The 16,356-nt window shown below is 37.1% G+C and carries 15 protein-coding genes, 3 tRNA genes and 1 pseudogene; 12 read left to right on the forward strand and 7 right to left on the reverse strand.

Annotated elements, in window-relative coordinates:
- Positions 1-33: 33 nt before the first annotated feature.
- Positions 34-1,017, reverse strand: coding sequence for a helix-turn-helix domain-containing protein (locus PFY09_RS14825; RefSeq protein ID WP_268052542.1), 984 nt, complete (start codon positions 1,015-1,017; stop codon positions 34-36).
- Between the two features lie 469 nt (positions 1,018-1,486).
- Here PFY09_RS14825 and PFY09_RS14830 point away from each other — a divergent pair, with 469 nt between their 5' ends.
- From PFY09_RS14830 to PFY09_RS14885, 12 genes and pseudogenes are all read left to right on the forward strand, one after another.
- Complete coding sequence (locus tag PFY09_RS14830; protein WP_271160218.1) at positions 1,487-2,779, forward strand: hypothetical protein; 1,293 nt, start codon at positions 1,487-1,489, stop codon at positions 2,777-2,779.
- 156 nt (positions 2,780-2,935) lie between these two features.
- Positions 2,936-3,355, forward strand: coding sequence for a Fur family transcriptional regulator (locus PFY09_RS14835; protein WP_087706550.1), 420 nt, complete (start codon positions 2,936-2,938; stop codon positions 3,353-3,355).
- A gap of 44 nt (positions 3,356-3,399) precedes the next feature.
- Positions 3,400-5,352, forward strand: a complete 1,953-nt coding sequence (locus tag PFY09_RS14840; protein WP_271160219.1) for a heavy metal translocating P-type ATPase — start codon at positions 3,400-3,402, stop codon at positions 5,350-5,352.
- Between the two features lie 678 nt (positions 5,353-6,030).
- The gene (locus PFY09_RS14845) at positions 6,031-6,393 is read left to right on the forward strand and encodes a hypothetical protein (RefSeq protein WP_271160220.1); all 363 of its coding nucleotides are present in this window, start codon (positions 6,031-6,033) and stop codon (positions 6,391-6,393) included.
- 383 nt (positions 6,394-6,776) lie between these two features.
- On the forward strand, positions 6,777-7,052 hold the full coding sequence (locus PFY09_RS14850; protein WP_271160221.1) for a YHS domain-containing protein: 276 nt from the start codon (positions 6,777-6,779) through the stop codon (positions 7,050-7,052).
- Positions 7,039-7,719 (forward strand): SCO family protein, encoded by a 681-nt coding sequence (locus PFY09_RS14855; protein ID WP_271160222.1) that lies wholly within the window; start codon positions 7,039-7,041, stop codon positions 7,717-7,719. The genes PFY09_RS14850 and PFY09_RS14855 overlap by 14 nt, the downstream gene beginning before the upstream one ends.
- Before the next feature lie 111 nt (positions 7,720-7,830).
- A pseudogene (locus PFY09_RS14860) lies at positions 7,831-8,493 on the forward strand (superoxide dismutase); the annotation flags it as partial.
- Positions 8,494-8,934: 441 nt separating this feature from the next.
- Positions 8,935-9,300, forward strand: a complete 366-nt coding sequence (locus PFY09_RS14865; protein WP_076391792.1) for a hypothetical protein — start codon at positions 8,935-8,937, stop codon at positions 9,298-9,300.
- Positions 9,301-9,729: 429 nt separating this feature from the next.
- Positions 9,730-10,968: a T9SS type A sorting domain-containing protein gene (locus PFY09_RS14870; protein ID WP_271160223.1), complete on the forward strand. Its 1,239-nt coding sequence runs from the start codon at positions 9,730-9,732 to the stop codon at positions 10,966-10,968.
- A 41-nt stretch (positions 10,969-11,009) separates the two neighbouring features.
- Positions 11,010-11,837, forward strand: a complete 828-nt coding sequence (locus PFY09_RS14875) for an MbnP family protein (protein ID WP_271160224.1) — start codon at positions 11,010-11,012, stop codon at positions 11,835-11,837.
- Positions 11,830-12,906, forward strand: coding sequence for a cytochrome-c peroxidase (locus tag PFY09_RS14880; RefSeq protein WP_271160225.1), 1,077 nt, complete (start codon positions 11,830-11,832; stop codon positions 12,904-12,906). Before PFY09_RS14875 ends, PFY09_RS14880 begins: the two co-directional genes overlap by 8 nt.
- Positions 12,907-12,913: 7 nt before the next feature.
- On the forward strand, positions 12,914-13,855 hold the full coding sequence (locus PFY09_RS14885) for a transporter (RefSeq protein WP_271160226.1): 942 nt from the start codon (positions 12,914-12,916) through the stop codon (positions 13,853-13,855).
- Positions 13,856-14,000: 145 nt separating this feature from the next.
- Here PFY09_RS14885 and PFY09_RS14890 read toward each other — a convergent pair.
- From PFY09_RS14890 to PFY09_RS14915, 6 genes are all read right to left on the reverse strand, one after another.
- A tRNA-Glu gene (locus tag PFY09_RS14890) sits at positions 14,001-14,072 on the reverse strand.
- 95 nt (positions 14,073-14,167) lie between these two features.
- Positions 14,168-14,239: transfer RNA gene (locus PFY09_RS14895), tRNA-Glu, on the reverse strand.
- 11 nt (positions 14,240-14,250) lie between these two features.
- Entirely contained in the window at positions 14,251-14,505 is a 255-nt protein-coding gene (gene rpsT / locus PFY09_RS14900) for a 30S ribosomal protein S20 (protein ID WP_076391798.1), read from the reverse strand.
- Positions 14,506-14,572: 67 nt separating this feature from the next.
- Positions 14,573-14,893, reverse strand: a complete 321-nt coding sequence (locus PFY09_RS14905; protein ID WP_076391800.1) for a hypothetical protein — start codon at positions 14,891-14,893, stop codon at positions 14,573-14,575.
- Positions 14,894-14,903: 10 nt separating this feature from the next.
- Positions 14,904-14,978: transfer RNA gene (locus tag PFY09_RS14910), tRNA-Glu, on the reverse strand.
- A gap of 57 nt (positions 14,979-15,035) precedes the next feature.
- Positions 15,036-16,322 (reverse strand): N-acetylmuramoyl-L-alanine amidase family protein, encoded by a 1,287-nt coding sequence (locus tag PFY09_RS14915; RefSeq protein WP_165796587.1) that lies wholly within the window; start codon positions 16,320-16,322, stop codon positions 15,036-15,038.
- Positions 16,323-16,356 lie beyond the last annotated feature (34 nt).

Raw genomic sequence — 16,356 nt, forward strand, 5'->3', positions numbered from 1 at the left:
TTTATTCAAAGATAGCACATTTTAAAAACACAATTAAATGGTATTTTTAAGATGTTTCTGGAAATATTCCGAAGGCGTTATCCCTTCAATCTGTTTAAAAGCACGGTTAAAAGTCGACTGGTTCGAAAATCCGGCTTCCGTATACACATACATTAACGTTGCTTTCTGAAAATCGATTTCGGTGAATAGTTTTTTCACATAATTTACCCTGCATGTATTCAGATAACTGTTAAAATTAGGATACCCTTTGTAACGGATCGCTTTTGAAATATAAGTGTTGTTAACGTCCAGTGCAACACTTAAAGCAGAAAGATTGAATTTTACATCTTTAAACAACAGTTTTTCGTTCATGGAAGTTTCAATTCTGGAAAAAAGTTTTTCCATACTTTCTATGTTTTCAGCAGTATTTTCTGTAGAAATATCGGCTGTCTTTTTATCCTCTGCAATTATTGTCTTTTCTGTTTTTTCAAATTCCGAAAGAATTTCCAGCTTTCTTATTTTGTCTTTATAATAAATAAGCAGCGTAACCACTAAAATATTGGAAATAATGATGATAATATCGGTAAACAAGACTGTTTTCTGGGTACGTTCAGGAAATTCCAGATTGAAATTTGCGGTAATAAAATAACTGGCTAAAATAATAAGTACAGTATAAAGCGTATAAAGAAAAACCTCTTTTTTTGAAAAGAAAATGTATGCACCCATCGGAATGGGCAGATACCAGCAAAAACTTACCACCGAATAATCCCAAAAAGCCAGAACAATATAAATATTGAAAAGAGGCGCTATTAACAGATGAAGATGAACAATTGTAGATTGTTTAAATCTTCCTCTCATCAGAAAATAAGTGTACCCAAGAAAAAATAATGCTGATCCCAAATACCAGATCAGAAAATTATCATAAGTGTAAAAAGTAAAAATAAAAATAAAAAAAGCTAAAATGATAAGCATGAGAATTACATACCTGTCCATGAGCTCTTGCTTCAGTTTTTCAATTTGTTCATGTTTTGTACCCATCCGTATTTTTACTTCATTTTATAATCTAAGCAGTCATTTACCATAAATGACTTTTTTAAAGAACTGATATGTAGGCAAATATAATCATTATAAATCATTTTCAAGATTATGATTTACACATGTCTTTTTTTGATTTATCAACGAGAATAACTTTGCAAAACAATTTTTAACTATAAAAATGTGTCAAATCAATTCTCCTTAGAATAAGGTTTTTTCGTGATAAGGTGCAAACATCTTTTTATTTATTACAAACAAAAAGAAAGATATTATTCAAAATTAGAAAAAAATAAATTGATAATGAATATTAAATTAAACACATCGTCCGGAATTCTAGAAAAATCAGTCTAAAACGAAGAATACATTATCAGAGAAAAATTAAACAAGATAAATCAGGTTTACAAAACTCTAAAAACAACAAATGAAACACAATTGAAAAAGACCCCTTTCAAAAACTCTTTAAAACATTATTATGAGAAAAATTATTTTATCCATTACTATCGCTTCTTTTAATCTTTTTTATTCCCAAGTGGGGATTAATACCTCTAATCCAAAAGGGGTTTTCCATGTGGACGGATCGAAAGACAATCCGTCAACAGGAAATCCTACGGCTGCACAACAGGCAAATGATTTTGTGGTAACCTCATCCGGTAATGTTGGGATTGGAACCAACTCGCCAAATTCTTCTGCACTGTTGGACGTGAATGTGGACGGACTGGCTTCAGGAAGCAAGAAAGGATTTTTGGGTCCGAAAGCAGCGCTAACTTCACAGACAGACCAGACAACCATCCCTTCTCCGGCAACAGGACTCTTGGTTTACAATTTAGGAACCGGAGGATTAGTCTATAACGGCTATGTTTTTTGGAACGGAACAGAGTGGAGAACCTTTAATAACGGATCTTTAGCGCCCGGAACAGTAGGGGCAATTACCTGTAACGGAATTACCCTCTCTCCGAGTACATACACAACAGGTGTTCCTTACACCGGAACAATGAATGTTCCTTATACCGGAGGAAACGGAGGAATTTATGCTGCACAGACGATAGGTCCTGTAAACGGACTGACTGCAACTTTATCCGCAGGAAATTTTAACTCCGGCTCAGGAACGCTGAGTTATACCGTTTCCGGAACACCTACTGTAACAAGTCCCATTACAACCACATTTTCTTTAAATATCGGAGGCAAAACATGTAATGCCGTAATTGGAGCAGGAGACGGACTGGCTCCCGGAGATCTCGTATTTTACAAAGCCGGATTTTCCGCAAATGTCTCTGGCTGGATGAGTGCTTTTGTTACAGATTTGCCGATTATCGGAGGGAAAATAAGACTTGATGCATGGTTCAACGGAGCTTCCAACGGAGGAAACGGAAGCGTAACGATGTGGCCAAGACTGGTAAATACATCTTCATCTCCGGTGAAACTGTGGTTTAGTGCCTTAACCAACGTAGACCGTTTTAATGCCTCAAATTATCTTTTGGCTCCAAGCACACCTACAGGTTCAGGAGCTACCCTTGCTCCTTCTGCATACATGGAACTCGATAACGGAATTTACTACGGAGTAGGATATAATGATATCTTAGGATCTACAACACCAAGAACAACAGGAAGCGGGGAAGGCGGACATCAGGAAGTACTTACAATGGACCTTTCTTTAGATGATAAATGGTACAGAGTCTATTATTTTCCTACGGTTGATAATATGAATACAACCAGTACAGCAGATAATATGAGGGTGATTTATCTATCCATCCAAAGATTATACTAAAACTTCAATATTTTTGAAGCAGTGTGTTTTTCAAGAGTGGTTTGTAATGAACCGCTCTTTTTTGCTGTTTAGCTTTTTTATTAAAATCGAATGAACATTCACAGAAACAAATTTTAAAACCATTAACTTTGAAATGGATATTTTAAATAGGATCGTATGAAAAAGGACATTGAGAATAAATTAATAAATAAAAACACCAAGCCTACAAGCATGAGGATTTTGGTATACGATTTTTTGAGTTCTCAGGAAGCCGCCCTTTCTCTTTCGGAAATTGAAAATCATTTCGAAAATGCAGACCGGACAACCATTTACCGCACTCTGAAAACATTTGAAGAAAAAGGAATCGTACACAGCATTCAGGAAAATACGACAACAAAATATAAGCTGTGCCACGATGGATGCGATGAACATACCCACAAAGACTGGCATCTTCATTTCTATTGTAAAATCTGCAAACAGACCACCTGTAAAGAAGATATTTCGTTTCCCGAAAACATTCAGACCCAATTCAGGATCGATGAAATAAGGCTTTTTGCAAAAGGAATCTGCGAAAACTGTCTGGAAAGTTTGCAATAGTATTGCACGGGTTTTGTCTGTAATTTTGAATTAAAATTTAACTTATGGAAGAATGCTGCAGCACAAAACCGAAAAAAGAACACCAACATCATCATGAAGGTCACGACCACGACCATTCTCATGATACAGGAGATCAGTCTGTTTTCAGGATGTTTCTTCCTGCAATCATCTCTTTTGGATTGTTATTAGTAGGAATCGCTTTGGATCATTTCATCAAAGCTGAATGGTTTTCCGGCTGGATTCGTCTGGTTTGGTATCTCATCGCCTATATTCCGGTTGGTCTTCCGGTTTTGAAAGAAGCGTTCGAAAGCATAAAAAACGGAGACGTATTCTCTGAATTTTTCCTGATGGGAATCGCTACTGTCGGCGCTTTTGCCATCGGAGAATATCCGGAAGGAGTTGCGGTCATGCTTTTTTATTCCGTTGGCGAGGTTTTTCAGTCAATGGCTGTAACGAGAGCCAAAAGCAATATCAAATCTTTACTCGATCAGCGTCCCGATGAAGTGACGGTTTTAAAAGACGGAAAATCTCAGATTATGAAAGCCGAAAAAGTAAATATCGGAGATGTCATTCAGTTAAAATCCGGAGAAAAATTAGGATTAGACGGAGAATTATTATCTGAAACCGCATCATTTAACACTTCTGCTTTAACCGGAGAAAGTAAACCCGATACCAAAACAAAAGGCGAAACTGTTCTGGCCGGAATGATCAACCTCAATACAGTAAGCGAAGTAAAAGTGACAACCGCTTACAAAGACAGCAAACTGAGCAAAATTTTAGAACTCGTTCAGAATGCGACTGCTCAAAAAGCTCCTACCGAATTATTCATCAGGAAATTTGCTAAAATCTACACTCCGATTGTTGTATTTCTTGCAATCGGAATCACATTTATACCATATCTCTTTGTAGAAGAGTATCACTTCAGAGCCTGGCTGTACAGAGCATTGGTTTTCCTTGTGATCTCCTGTCCGTGTGCTTTGGTTATTTCTATTCCTTTGGGATATTTCGGAGGAATCGGAGCAGGAAGCCGAAACGGAATTTTATTTAAAGGAAGCAATTTCTTAGATATATTGGCGAATGTTCAAAACGTTGTCATGGATAAAACCGGAACCATGACGGAAGGCGTCTTCAAAGTACAGGAAGTTAATTTTAATGATGAATTTAATACGGATGAAATTTTAAAACTCGTCAATGCTCTGGAAAGTAAAAGCTCTCACCCTGTTGCAACGGCTATTCATCAATATGTGGGAGAAATCGATCATTCGATTCTGTTGGAAAATGTTGAAGAAATAGCAGGGTATGGTTTAAAAGCAGTCATCAACGAAAAAGAACTGTTGGTCGGAAACTTTAAACTGATGGATAAATTCAACATCAGATATGATATTCAGACTGAAAATATCGTTTATACTTTAATAGCGATTGCATATGACAACAAATTTGTCGGGTATTTAACAATTGCAGACGCTGTTAAAGCAGATGCACAATTAACCATCAATAAATTAAAATCTTTAGGAGTAAAAACCACAATGCTGAGCGGAGATAAATCCTCTGTCGTGAAACACGTTGCCGATACATTAGGCATTCAGAACGCTTACGGAGATCTGCTTCCCGAAGACAAAGTGAATAAAGTAAAGGAAATAAAAGCAAAAAATCAAACCGTTGCTTTTGTAGGCGACGGAGTGAATGATGCTCCTGTTGTTGCGTTAAGCGATGTCGGAATTGCAATGGGCGGATTGGGAAGTGATGCTACGATTGAAACTGCCGATGTTGTCATTCAGGATGATATGCCGAGTAAAATCCCGATGGCAATCAACATTGGAAAGCAGACAAAGAAAATTGTGTGGCAAAATATCATTCTGGCATTTTCGATCAAAGCCGTTGTTCTAATTCTTGGAGCCGGAGGATTGGCAACCATGTGGGAAGCCGTTTTCGCCGATGTCGGAGTCGCTTTACTCGCTATCCTGAATGCCGTGAGAATTCAAAGGATGAGGTTTTAATAAGCCGGAAGAGGGAAGTAGGATGATAGAAGTTTATTGTATTGCGCATATATTGCCAAATGAGTTTCCTCATCAATAGGAACGGGCTTTAGCCCGTTTGCAAGGATAAATTTTTCAATTCGGCTTTAGCCAAAATTTATTTTTCGCCAATTCTTTTTAGTCATCATAAAGTATTTTATTCATCTATGAAAATCCGTGGTTTTCGCGGTAGAATATTAATCAGCTTTATCTGCAAAATCCGCGGGAGAAAGAAGTTTCCCGCAGATTATACAGATTTCGCAGATTCCTTTAATCATCATAAAGTATTTTTATTCATCTGCGAAAATCGATGGTTTTTGTTGTAAAATAATAATCAGCGTTATCTGCAAAATCCGCGGGAGAAATAAAAAGTTTCTCGCAGATTATGCAGATTTCGCAGATTCCTTTAATCATCATAAAGCATTTTTATTCATCTGTGAAAATCCGTGCAATCCGTGGTTAATAAATTATGAAAACTCCCGCAGATTTCACAGATACCGCAGATTTTTAATGCGTTAAATTATTTATCCAAAGGGGTGTGATCTGGGAAATCTCTACGAAAATAAAGCGTACAATTAAACCATTACCAAAACTGACTTTCATCATAATCTATCTTAAAAACAAAATTTCATTAGTATATTTGTAGAGTAGAATATAGCATTGAAGTTTTTCGTTTCCATATTTATCATTTTTACGATTGCATTACGTCCCGTTTTGCCTTTGATTAATTATGCCGTTAATTATGATTACATCGTAAAAAATCTTTGCGAAAACAGAAACATTCCGCAATCCACCTGCAAAGGAAAATGCTACGTTGCCAAAGAATTGGCAAAAACAGAAAAACAGTCCAATACCAATCAGACGGTAAAGATTTCAGGACTCGATGTATTTATCTCCCATGAAATACTTTCCTTTTCAGATAACAGTCAGTTGAGTGTTTTAAACAAAAACTCAGACTCGCGTTATATCAATTTCCATACTTCAGAATATTTTTCCAGAATATTCCATCCTCCTTTAGTTTAATATTATTTGCAGCTAATTCATTAACTGAATCAATAATGAATAAAGTTTCTAGCTATCACTCGCTAAGTGTTTAGTTTATGCTGAGCTTGTCGAAGTACGTTCACGAACTTAAAAAGAGGTTACTATTCAAAAACTCTTACGAACTCTGCGTTAAAATTAAGCAATACATGACTGTCCGTAATTTGTCATAATTGAAAAGCCTTTGAGTTCTTTGCTGAGTGAAACGCCTTTGCGAACTTAAAAACAGTAGGTATAAAAAAAAAATCTTAGCGATCTTTGCGTTAGAAAGCATTATGATTAATTAAGGATAAGCAAGAAATTCATTAGTAAGTCTAGTTAAAAAATCAATCATTCAAATATTATTAATTTCAATGTAAATAAAAATGAAATCAAAACTTATTTTAACAACATTATTGTCTGTTTCATTAATGGCATGTGCACAGGAAACCCCTAAAGTAAAGCATAAAAAAGCAAAAACAGCCGCAAATTCCGGAACAAAAACAGTGAAATTTGCCAACGCAGTAGATCCCATCTGCAATATGCCCACCGAAGCCGATATGAAAGATACGGCAGTCTATAAAAATAAAACGTACGGTTTTTGCAGTGCTTACTGTAAAGACGAATTCAAAAAGAATCCTGAGAAATATGCCAAAAAATAAAAAGACCAGCAATTCCAAAAGCAAAGTAATCGTTCCGATTGTAATTATTGCTTTGCTTTTTTTGGGGATCGGTGTCGGAATGGGGTATTTCAAAAAAAATCTGTACACCGTAATGAAAGTTCCGGACTTTAAATTAACGGATCAGAACAACAAAACCGTCACCAATAAAGACATGCTCGGAAAAGTCTATCTGGTAGAATTTTTCTTCAGCAAATGCCCGACGATTTGTCCGGTCATGAATACCAACATGAGAGCCATTGAAGAGGAGATTAACAATCCCGGTTTCGGAATCATCTCCATAAGCATCGATCCGGAAAATGATACGCCGCAAACGTTAAAACAACACGCCGACAGAATCGGAGTAAAATCTCCGAACTGGCATTTTCTTACGGGAGACAGAGATTATATCGGGAAACTGGCAGATCAGTTCAATATCTATGTCGGAGATAAAGAAGACGAGAGCGAAAGCCTTAATCACAGCGGAATGATTGCTCTTGTAGATCAGGAAGGAAACATCCGTTGCCGGTACAATAAAGACAATATGCCGATTTTGTATTATTCAGGATTAAATTATGAAGATCAGGAAGGTAAAACGCCGAAGCTTACCGGAAAATACCACCCCGACAGAGAAATATTAATAGAAGATATTAAGAAATTATTGAAATAGAGATTTGGAAGATGGAAGTTAGAGGCTGGAAGTTTTATGGAGTATGTAGAGAACTTCAGGCTTCCATCACCCATCTCCCATCCAAAACAGAACCACAAAAAACAAAACGTTATGAAGATTTTGAAAGTAGCTGCCCTAAGTGCAGTTTTTGCAGCGCAGTTTGCGTTTGCACAGTTTAAGCAGACACCGTTGCCGTATGCTTACAATGCGTTGGAAGGAAATATCGACGCACAGACAATGGAAATTCATTATTCCAAACACGCAGCAGCCTATGTTGCGAACCTGAATAAAGCAATCGCAGGAACGCCGCAGGAAAAACAGACCTTATTTGAGATCATGTCGAATGCTTCAAAATTACCGGCTGCCGTAAGAAATAACGCAGGAGGACATTACAACCACGAGTTGTTCTGGACCGTTTTAACCCCGGAAAAAAGTACACAGCCTTCTGCAAAACTGACAAAAGCAATCAACGAAACATTCGGAAGCATGGATGCTTTTAAAGCAAAGATGGCAAAAGCAGGAGCCGACCGTTTCGGATCAGGATGGGCATGGCTTTCTGTGGATAAGAACGGAAAATTATTTGTTTCCTCAACACCCAATCAGGATAACCCATTAATGGATGTTGTAGAAGAAAAAGGAACCCCTATTTTCGGGATCGATGTTTGGGAACACGCGTATTATCTGAAATATCAGAACAAAAGAGCAGATTATTTAACCGCGATCTGGAACGTAACCAACTGGAAAGAAATCAGCAGAAGATACGAAGAAGCGACGAAAGCAAAAAAAGGGAAATTCGATGATTGGCAGGCTATGAAAGATTTTCATACCGTGATGTCTCAGACTTTCCATCCTGCGGAAGAAGGCAATCTTCAGCCTATCAAAACAAGAGCAGCAGAAATGGCGGCAAAAGCAAAAGCATTGCAAACTTCGGCTGTTCCTGCTGAATTTAACAAAAAAGGCGTGAAGGAATCCATTGCAAAACTTTCTAAGGACAGTCAGGATCTTGAAAAACAAATCAAGAAAAAAGATTCTGATGCAAATATTACAAAATCTCTTACTGCTCTGCACGATACTTTCCATACAATTGTAGGATTGTGTTCTGCTGAGGATGAACATTAATTGATTGATATAAAAGGCAGCTTATTAACTTTTGTAAGTTGCCTTTTTATGTTTAATATCATATAACAAAACAAAAAGTATTATTAAATTTGCTCCGTGAAATATATCATTTCTATTTTCATGATTATTCAGATGACAATACGTCCGATATTGCCATTTATAGATTATACAGTTAATTACGACTATATAACTAAAGAACTTTGTGAAAACAGAATGAAACCAGAGTTAATGTGTAACGGTAAATGTTACCTTTCAAAAGAACTCTCAAAAACTCAGGAGCAGGGAAACAAAAGCAGTCAGAAAATAAGTCTGAATTCCATAGATATCTTTATCGTAAATGAAAGTTTAAACGACAGCTTCATCCTCAAATCAAATATTCTGAAAAATACTGTCGGTACATTCAGTGCCGATTCTTATCATCATTTACACTATTTTCAGGTTTTTCATCCTCCATTAGTGTAGCATAATCTCTTCTGTTTCTGAAAATGCAGAAGAATAATTTTCCGGACAATCTATAAAGGTTTTTCTGACATTGTTTTACAATGTCAATTTTCAGCAATTGCATAAAATTAAACGTTTAGCTGTAATGCTACGGCTGTAATCGTTTGGCTTTGTTCTTCTTATATTTCAGAGGATACAAAATGCTGAAAATAAAAACTGTGTTTTTTATAAAAATCCTGTAAAATAGTGTTCAGAAAATTCCTCAAAAACATCAACAAAACTTTTTTCTTCAAGAGAATCGGGATCTGCTCATAAGAATGGGTTTAAGAAATCGTTTCGTTTCCATAATTGATTTTTACAGATCAGTTTATTAGAGCATTTTGCCGATTCTCTTATTTGTTTAATATATATCCGGAGCAAAAATATCCCGGATCAAAATTTCATAAAGATATGTTTCAAAAAATATTATCTGTAATAGTTTTCTCTTTTTTCAATCTTATTTTTTCCCAGCAATATTCGTGGAATACTCAGGGGATTACCGTTGCCGGAGGAAACGGAGCGGGCGGTGCAAATAACCAGCTTAATTTTCCTTACTCTGTTTTTATTGATAGCAGCAGCAATCTATACATTACAGACACCCAAAATCATAGAATTGTAAAATGGGATTCGGCATTAAATCAGGGAGTTACTGTTGCCGGAGGAAATGGTTCGGGAGGTAATTCCAATCAGCTTAATACTCCTACTTGTGTTTGGGTAGACGATAATAAGAATATCTATGTTCTGGATTCGTTTAATGCAAGAATTCAAAAGTGGGAACCCAATGCCGTAACAGGAATTACTGTTGCCGGAGGAAATGGAGAAGGAGCAGCACTTAATCAACTAAACAAGCCCGGTGGATTTTATCTCAGAGGAAACACCTTCTATATTGTTGATGCAGGAAACAGCAGAATTGTGAAATGGGCAATAGGAGATTCTTCCGGAACTTTGGCTGCTGCGGGTACTTATGGCGCAAATGCAGATCAGTTAGCCAATCCTTCTGTTAACGGAACCATCTATGTAGACAACAATGAGAATCTTTATGTAACAGATTATATTAACAACAGGGTACAGAAATTTTCTTCAGGCAGTACAAATGCAGTAACAGTTGCGGGAGGCAATGGCTCCGGAACCGCTAATAATCAAATGAAAGCACCCAACGGTATTTTTATGATGAACGACGGAACAATGATTATTGCTGAATACACAGGAAGAAGAATCCTTTCCTGGAAAGAAGGACAGACCAGTGGAAATGTGATTGCAGGAGGAAACGGCAATGGAAGTGGAGCAGATCAGTTCAAAAGTCCAAGAGGAGTTTTTGTGGCGCCAAACGGAGATATTTATGTTACAGACATGGGAAACCACCGCATCCAGAAATTTATCTTCAACGGAACACTTTCTACTCAGGATGAGATTAAGCATACCGTTTCCAGTTCCATATATCCTAATCCGGCAGATGAGGTCATTCATATAACTGCGAAATATCAGATTGAAAGCATCAAAATTTTTGATGGTTCAGGGAGAGATGTTACAGGAAACAATTCCGTTCAAAACAATTCTGTACTTACCGTTCAGAGTTTAGAACCGGGAGTATACTTCCTTCAGCTTTTTGGGAAAAAAGAACATGAAACTTTAAAATTTATCAAAAAATAAACACTAAACAATAATAATTTTTACAATTAAATTTAATCAAAATGAAAATTTACAAATTCTTATCATTACTCTTCGTAGCAATTACATTACTTACCGTTTCATCTTGCAGCAATAATGACGATGAAGAAGTTCTGGACACGACTCCGGGAAATTTACAGCTAAAATTCGAAAATGGATTCAATAATTTGGGAGACATTGTGCTGAACCAGACCACACAAACTTCCGTTAACGGACAAAAACACCAGTTTTCAACCCTGAAATATGTCATCAGCAACGTCACTTTAATCGATGAAAACGGAGGAGAATTCAAATACCATTACAACGATCCCGACAACGGAGCGTTTATCATAGATCAGGCAGAAGCTGTTGCCGGAATTAATTACATCAACCTGAAAGAAATTCCTAAAAATAATTACAAAAAAGTAAGAATCGGTTTAGGCATCAGTCAGTCAGCTTATCTTTTGGGGCAAAGCGGACAGGGCGTTTTCTGGCAGAAAGCAAAAACTGCGGGAATGGCTTGGTCTTGGGCTGCAGGATACATCTTCACAAAACTTGAAGGCAAATACGGAACCTCTTCACCGAATACAGAATTCATGAACCACTGCGGAAACATGGGCAATACTTCAGCCAACAATACACCCGATCTTTACCGTGAAATCATCCTTGACTTTCCTACAACAGCGAGAGTTTCAAAAGAAATTACCCCTTCCGTTCATATTCTGGCAGATCTTAATCAATATTTAAGCGGACAAACTGCTTTAACATTGGACAGTTCCAACGATATGGCAATGGGATCGAACCAGCATCTGGTGAATGTGACGAACAATGTTTCAAAAATGTTTAAAGTAGATCACGTTCACAATGATTAATTGTTTTCAGCAATCCAAAAGAGGGCAATCCGGCTCTCTTTGGATTTTCCTGTTTTTTCTGGCTTTTACATTAACTTCCTGCACAGGCGATGAGGTTATTGAACCTTTGCCAAAAGATGAAGCCTATCGTCTTGACAAACCATCCGGATTTTCGGAAATCACTTTCGATATTACAGGAAATCCGGTCACGGTGAATGGAGTAGCGCTTGGGAAAAAACTTTTTTATGAAGGAAAATTATCCAGAAATAATACCATCTCATGCGGATTCTGCCATATTCAGGAATATGCTTTCACCCACCACGGTCATACCGTAAGTCATGGAATCGATGACAGATTAGGCATCCGAAATGCGCCGCCGATACAGAATATGGCTTTTCTGAAAAACTATACATGGGACGGAGTCGGTCACAATCTGGACGAAAGATCTTTGGTTCCCATCACCACAGATTTTGAGATGGACAGCTCTCTTCCTGAAGCCGTAGCAAAATTAAATGCCGATGCGAATTACCAGAAAATGTTTAAAGCAGCATTCGGGGATGAAAATATTACCGGGGAAAGAATTCTCAAAGCCATTTCCCAGTTTATGGCAACCATGATTTCCGCCGATTCAAAATACGATCGGATGAAAAAAGGAAACGCCGTTTTCACTGCTGAAGAAAATCAGGGGATGGCTTTGTTTCAGAATAAATGTGCGGCTTGTCATTCAGGAGATTTATTTACCGATGAAAGTTATAGGAATACAGGAATGTATTATAATCCGCAGTTTGACGACAGAGGAAGATACCGTGTAACGCTGGACTGGAATGATAATATGAAATTTCGGGTTCCGAGTCTCAGAAATGTAGAATTTACAGCACCTTATATGCACGACGGAAGATTTTACAGTTTAGAAGCAGTCATGAATTTTTATTCTGAAAATGTAGAAAACCAGCCCAATCTGGATCCGTTGCTGAAACAAAACGGACACATCGGAATTCCGATGACAGCTTCTGAAAAACAGAACATCATCACATTTCTGAAAACGTTAAGTGATAAAAATTTTATAACCAATCCAAAATTTGCAGAATAATAAGATCATGAAGAAGATATTTTTAACATTGGGTTTAGCCGGATGTTTTTTTAGTCAGGCAAAAGAAATCCATGACAGTTTATTTATTCGTAAAGAATTTAGTCCGATGGTCTTTGATGATTGCGACGCTTGTGGCTGCGCCGCAGGAAACGGTTCTTCCGGCTTTGAATCTTTGCTGAATCCTCAGTTTATCGGCGTTAAATATTTTGCACAGCATTACAGAGCGAAAGAAAATTTATTCGTCAATGATCTGACGCAGGATCAGTATTTCAATACGGTTCAGCTTTGGGGAAAAATTCCGGTTGCTAAAAATGTAAGTGTGTATGCAAGTATTCCGTTTCAGTTTCACACCAAAAAAACGTTACAGGGAGATATAAAAATTGAAGGAATCGGGGATGCGAATGTGATGGGAATTTACCAGATCATCGATTCCAAAGACTCTTCTCATCAACTGAACGGAGGTTTCGGCGTGAAAATTCCGATCGGAAGATTCGATGAAAAAGGAATCACCGGAGTAAATCCCAGTTTTCAGCTCGGAACAGGGAGCTGGGATTATCAGATGGTTCTGAATTACAAATTTCAGAAAGATAAACTGGCGGTATTGCTGAACACCGATTATACTTTAAAAACAGAAAATAAAAAACATTACCGTTTCGGAAACCAGTGGAATTATGCGGCAACAGGATTTTACAGACTCTGGAAAAATGAAAACAGCATTCTTTCGGGAAAATTTGGGATGCAGGGGGAAGTCTACGACTGGAACAGACAGTTTGGAGAAGTAATGCCTAAAACCGCCGGAAGCGCTTTGTACGGAAAGCTGGGTTTTGAAGCCTCCTACAAAAAATTCAGTTTGGGAAGTGAAGTAATGCTTCCTGCTTACACAAATCTTGCCGGAGGAGACATTGAAGCGAAATCCCGGTTCAGCGTTTTCGTGAATTTTGGAATTTAGATTTAAGATATTCATTATTCTTAAAAACCTTCATTGTATAGTGGAGGTTTTTGTTTTTTCAAATTTAGAATACCGTAATGAAGGATGAGGTGAATTAAATAGTATGAATAAACAAAAAAAGAGATCCAATAATGAATCTCTTTTGTAGCCCGTAGGGGAATCGAACCCCTCTTACCAGAATGAAAATCTGAGGTCCTAACCGATAGACGAACGGGCCATCTAATTTCTACGAATAATCGCAGGGTTAGTTTTTTTGTTTTTATAAGTTTCAACTCTTATTAATTACCAGGTTAGAGTAGTAATTAAGTTTTGTAGCCCGTAGGGGAATCGAACCCCTCTTACCAGAATGAAAATCTGAGGTCCTAACCGATAGACGAACGGGCCAACTATACTTATTAAGCTAGTTTATTAACGTGCTTAGTTAATTTGCTTTTTAAGTTAGCTGCTTTGTTCTTGTGGATAATATTTTTCTTAGCTAATTTATCCAACAAAGAGATAACTTTTGGCAATTGCTCTGCAGCAGCAGCCTTATCTTCTTCATTTCTTAACACTTTCATTGCTGTTCTAGCAGTCTTGTGGTAGTATCTGTTACGAAGTTTTCTTACTTCGTTTTGTCTGATTCTTTTTAATGCTGATTTATGATTTGCCATATCGTTCAAATGTGAGTGCAAAAGTAAAAACTTTTTTTTTATCCTCCAAATTTATTTTTAAAAATTTTTAATTTTCTTCAGATAAATATTTTTTGAGTTTATCTATTGCCTGTTCTATTTTAATATTCTCTTCTTCTCTTTCTAATTTTTTGATGGTGCTCTTCAGCATTACCATCGCATTGTTCCATTCTCCAGTGGTATTGGTGAAGGTAAGTCCGTCAATCGTTACTTCAAAAGTGACCCTTTCTCCAGTCCTGTCAAGTCTGAAACTTATTTTATCATCACTGCCTGTTATCCCGTCTTCATTGATTTTTAAATCATAACTTTTTGGGTTAGAGTGGATTTTCTTAAAAAGCAATTTAGCTTCTTGTATTTTTAAATCCGGCATGATATAAATTTGGTAGCCTATAGGAGAATCGAACTCCTGTTGCAAGGATGAAAACCTTGAGTCCTAACCACTAGACGAATAGGCCAAATTTTGAGGTTGCAAAAGTAATAATTAACTTTTTAACTTCAAAATTATTTTTTTATTATTTGAAAACTTTTTGAATTACGGTATTCTTAATTCCTTTAGCCTCAAGATCTTTCTGCAATTTCACCGCATCCTCCAAAGTATACACTTTTCCGTAGGTATAATAGAAAACGCCGCTTTCTTTGTTTCTTTCCACATCTTTAAGTGTCTGAAGAATGAAAGAATTTCCATTCAGTTTTTCGCCAACATAGACTTCAATGGTATAGTATCCGGTGCTTAATTTCTGGTTCGGCATGAATCCTACCGCATATGCATTACGGAATCCGGCGTCTTTTGCCGTTTTAATGTTGATATCTCTTACAGAAGCAAGGTTGGTAACCCCGTAATAATATTTGTACTGTCCGTTCTCTTTAATAGGCAGAATGTAATTTAACCCTTTTAAAGCAGGATCGCCGTCGTTGTGTTTTTCCGGAGAACTCAACAGTAAGATTCGGAAATCATTTTTCAGCGCTACTTCCGCCAGTTTATCCGGTTCAGGTTTTTTCACCACTGCGGAAACACCCGATTTTCTGTCGATCGCTTTTTTGTAATCAATAATTGCCTGATAAATACTTTCGGAAATTTCATCCTGTCCTTTTTCAGAAGCCAGATAATGACTTTCTTCGGGATGATTGATGAATCCGGTTTCAATTAATACGGAAGGCATTGCATTCATACGCAGAACGTGCAGGTTTTTCTGGAACACACCGCGGGAACTTCTTTTGTCCTTATTCACAAAATTATTTTCTACCAATCCGCCCAGAAGAAGGCTGGATTCCAGATATTTGCTTTGCTGAAGTTTCAGGGCAATTAAAGATTCCGGAGAGCTTGCATCATAAGAACCGAAAGTCTGCTTATCTTTTTCATCCAGAAAGATCACATCATTTTCTCTTTTTGCCACTTCCAGATTGGTATCATTCTGATCCGGTCCCTGTACATAAGTTTCGGTTCCGTACGCGGTTGGTCTTTTGGAAGAATTACAGTGGATGGAAACAAAAAGATCCGCTTTGCTTCTGTTCGCAAGATTGGTTCTGTCCGATAAAGAAGGATATTCGTCGATCTTTCGTGTATAGATTACCTTAAAATCTTTATTTTTTTCAAGCATTGCCCCCACTTTAAGCGTAATGGCAAGCGTTACATCCTTTTCGGAGATCCTTCCGATATCGGTGTAGGTTCTGTTAGCTCCGTAATCACTTCCTCCGTGTCCGGCGTCCAAAACAATGGTAAATTTCTTTTGCGAAAAAATAAAGTTGGTAAACAGGATGAAGAGAAATGATAAAATTATTTTAAAATTTACTTTGTGCATCTTACAGTTTTAAAATTTATATTAATTTTGAGCC

The organism is Chryseobacterium gambrini, from assembly GCF_027920505.1.
GTDB classification, from domain to species: Bacteria; Bacteroidota; Bacteroidia; order Flavobacteriales; family Weeksellaceae; genus Chryseobacterium; species Chryseobacterium gambrini.

Coding starts and splice junctions, on each gene's coding strand:
- PFY09_RS14825 (WP_268052542.1), bottom strand. CDS start 1,017: ATGGGTACAAAACATGAACAAATTGAAAAACTGAAGCAAGAGCTCATG.
- PFY09_RS14830 (WP_271160218.1), top strand. CDS start 1,487: ATGAGAAAAATTATTTTATCCATTACTATCGCTTCTTTTAATCTTTTT.
- PFY09_RS14835 (WP_087706550.1), top strand. CDS start 2,936: ATGAAAAAGGACATTGAGAATAAATTAATAAATAAAAACACCAAGCCT.
- PFY09_RS14840 (WP_271160219.1), top strand. CDS start 3,400: ATGGAAGAATGCTGCAGCACAAAACCGAAAAAAGAACACCAACATCAT.
- PFY09_RS14850 (WP_271160221.1), top strand. CDS start 6,777: ATGAAATCAAAACTTATTTTAACAACATTATTGTCTGTTTCATTAATG.
- PFY09_RS14855 (WP_271160222.1), top strand. CDS start 7,039: ATGCCAAAAAATAAAAAGACCAGCAATTCCAAAAGCAAAGTAATCGTT.
- PFY09_RS14870 (WP_271160223.1), top strand. CDS start 9,730: ATGTTTCAAAAAATATTATCTGTAATAGTTTTCTCTTTTTTCAATCTT.
- PFY09_RS14875 (WP_271160224.1), top strand. CDS start 11,010: ATGAAAATTTACAAATTCTTATCATTACTCTTCGTAGCAATTACATTA.
- PFY09_RS14880 (WP_271160225.1), top strand. CDS start 11,830: ATGATTAATTGTTTTCAGCAATCCAAAAGAGGGCAATCCGGCTCTCTT.
- PFY09_RS14885 (WP_271160226.1), top strand. CDS start 12,914: ATGAAGAAGATATTTTTAACATTGGGTTTAGCCGGATGTTTTTTTAGT.
- rpsT (WP_076391798.1), bottom strand. CDS start 14,505: ATGGCAAATCATAAATCAGCATTAAAAAGAATCAGACAAAACGAAGTA.
- PFY09_RS14905 (WP_076391800.1), bottom strand. CDS start 14,893: ATGCCGGATTTAAAAATACAAGAAGCTAAATTGCTTTTTAAGAAAATC.
- PFY09_RS14915 (WP_165796587.1), bottom strand. CDS start 16,322: ATGCACAAAGTAAATTTTAAAATAATTTTATCATTTCTCTTCATCCTG.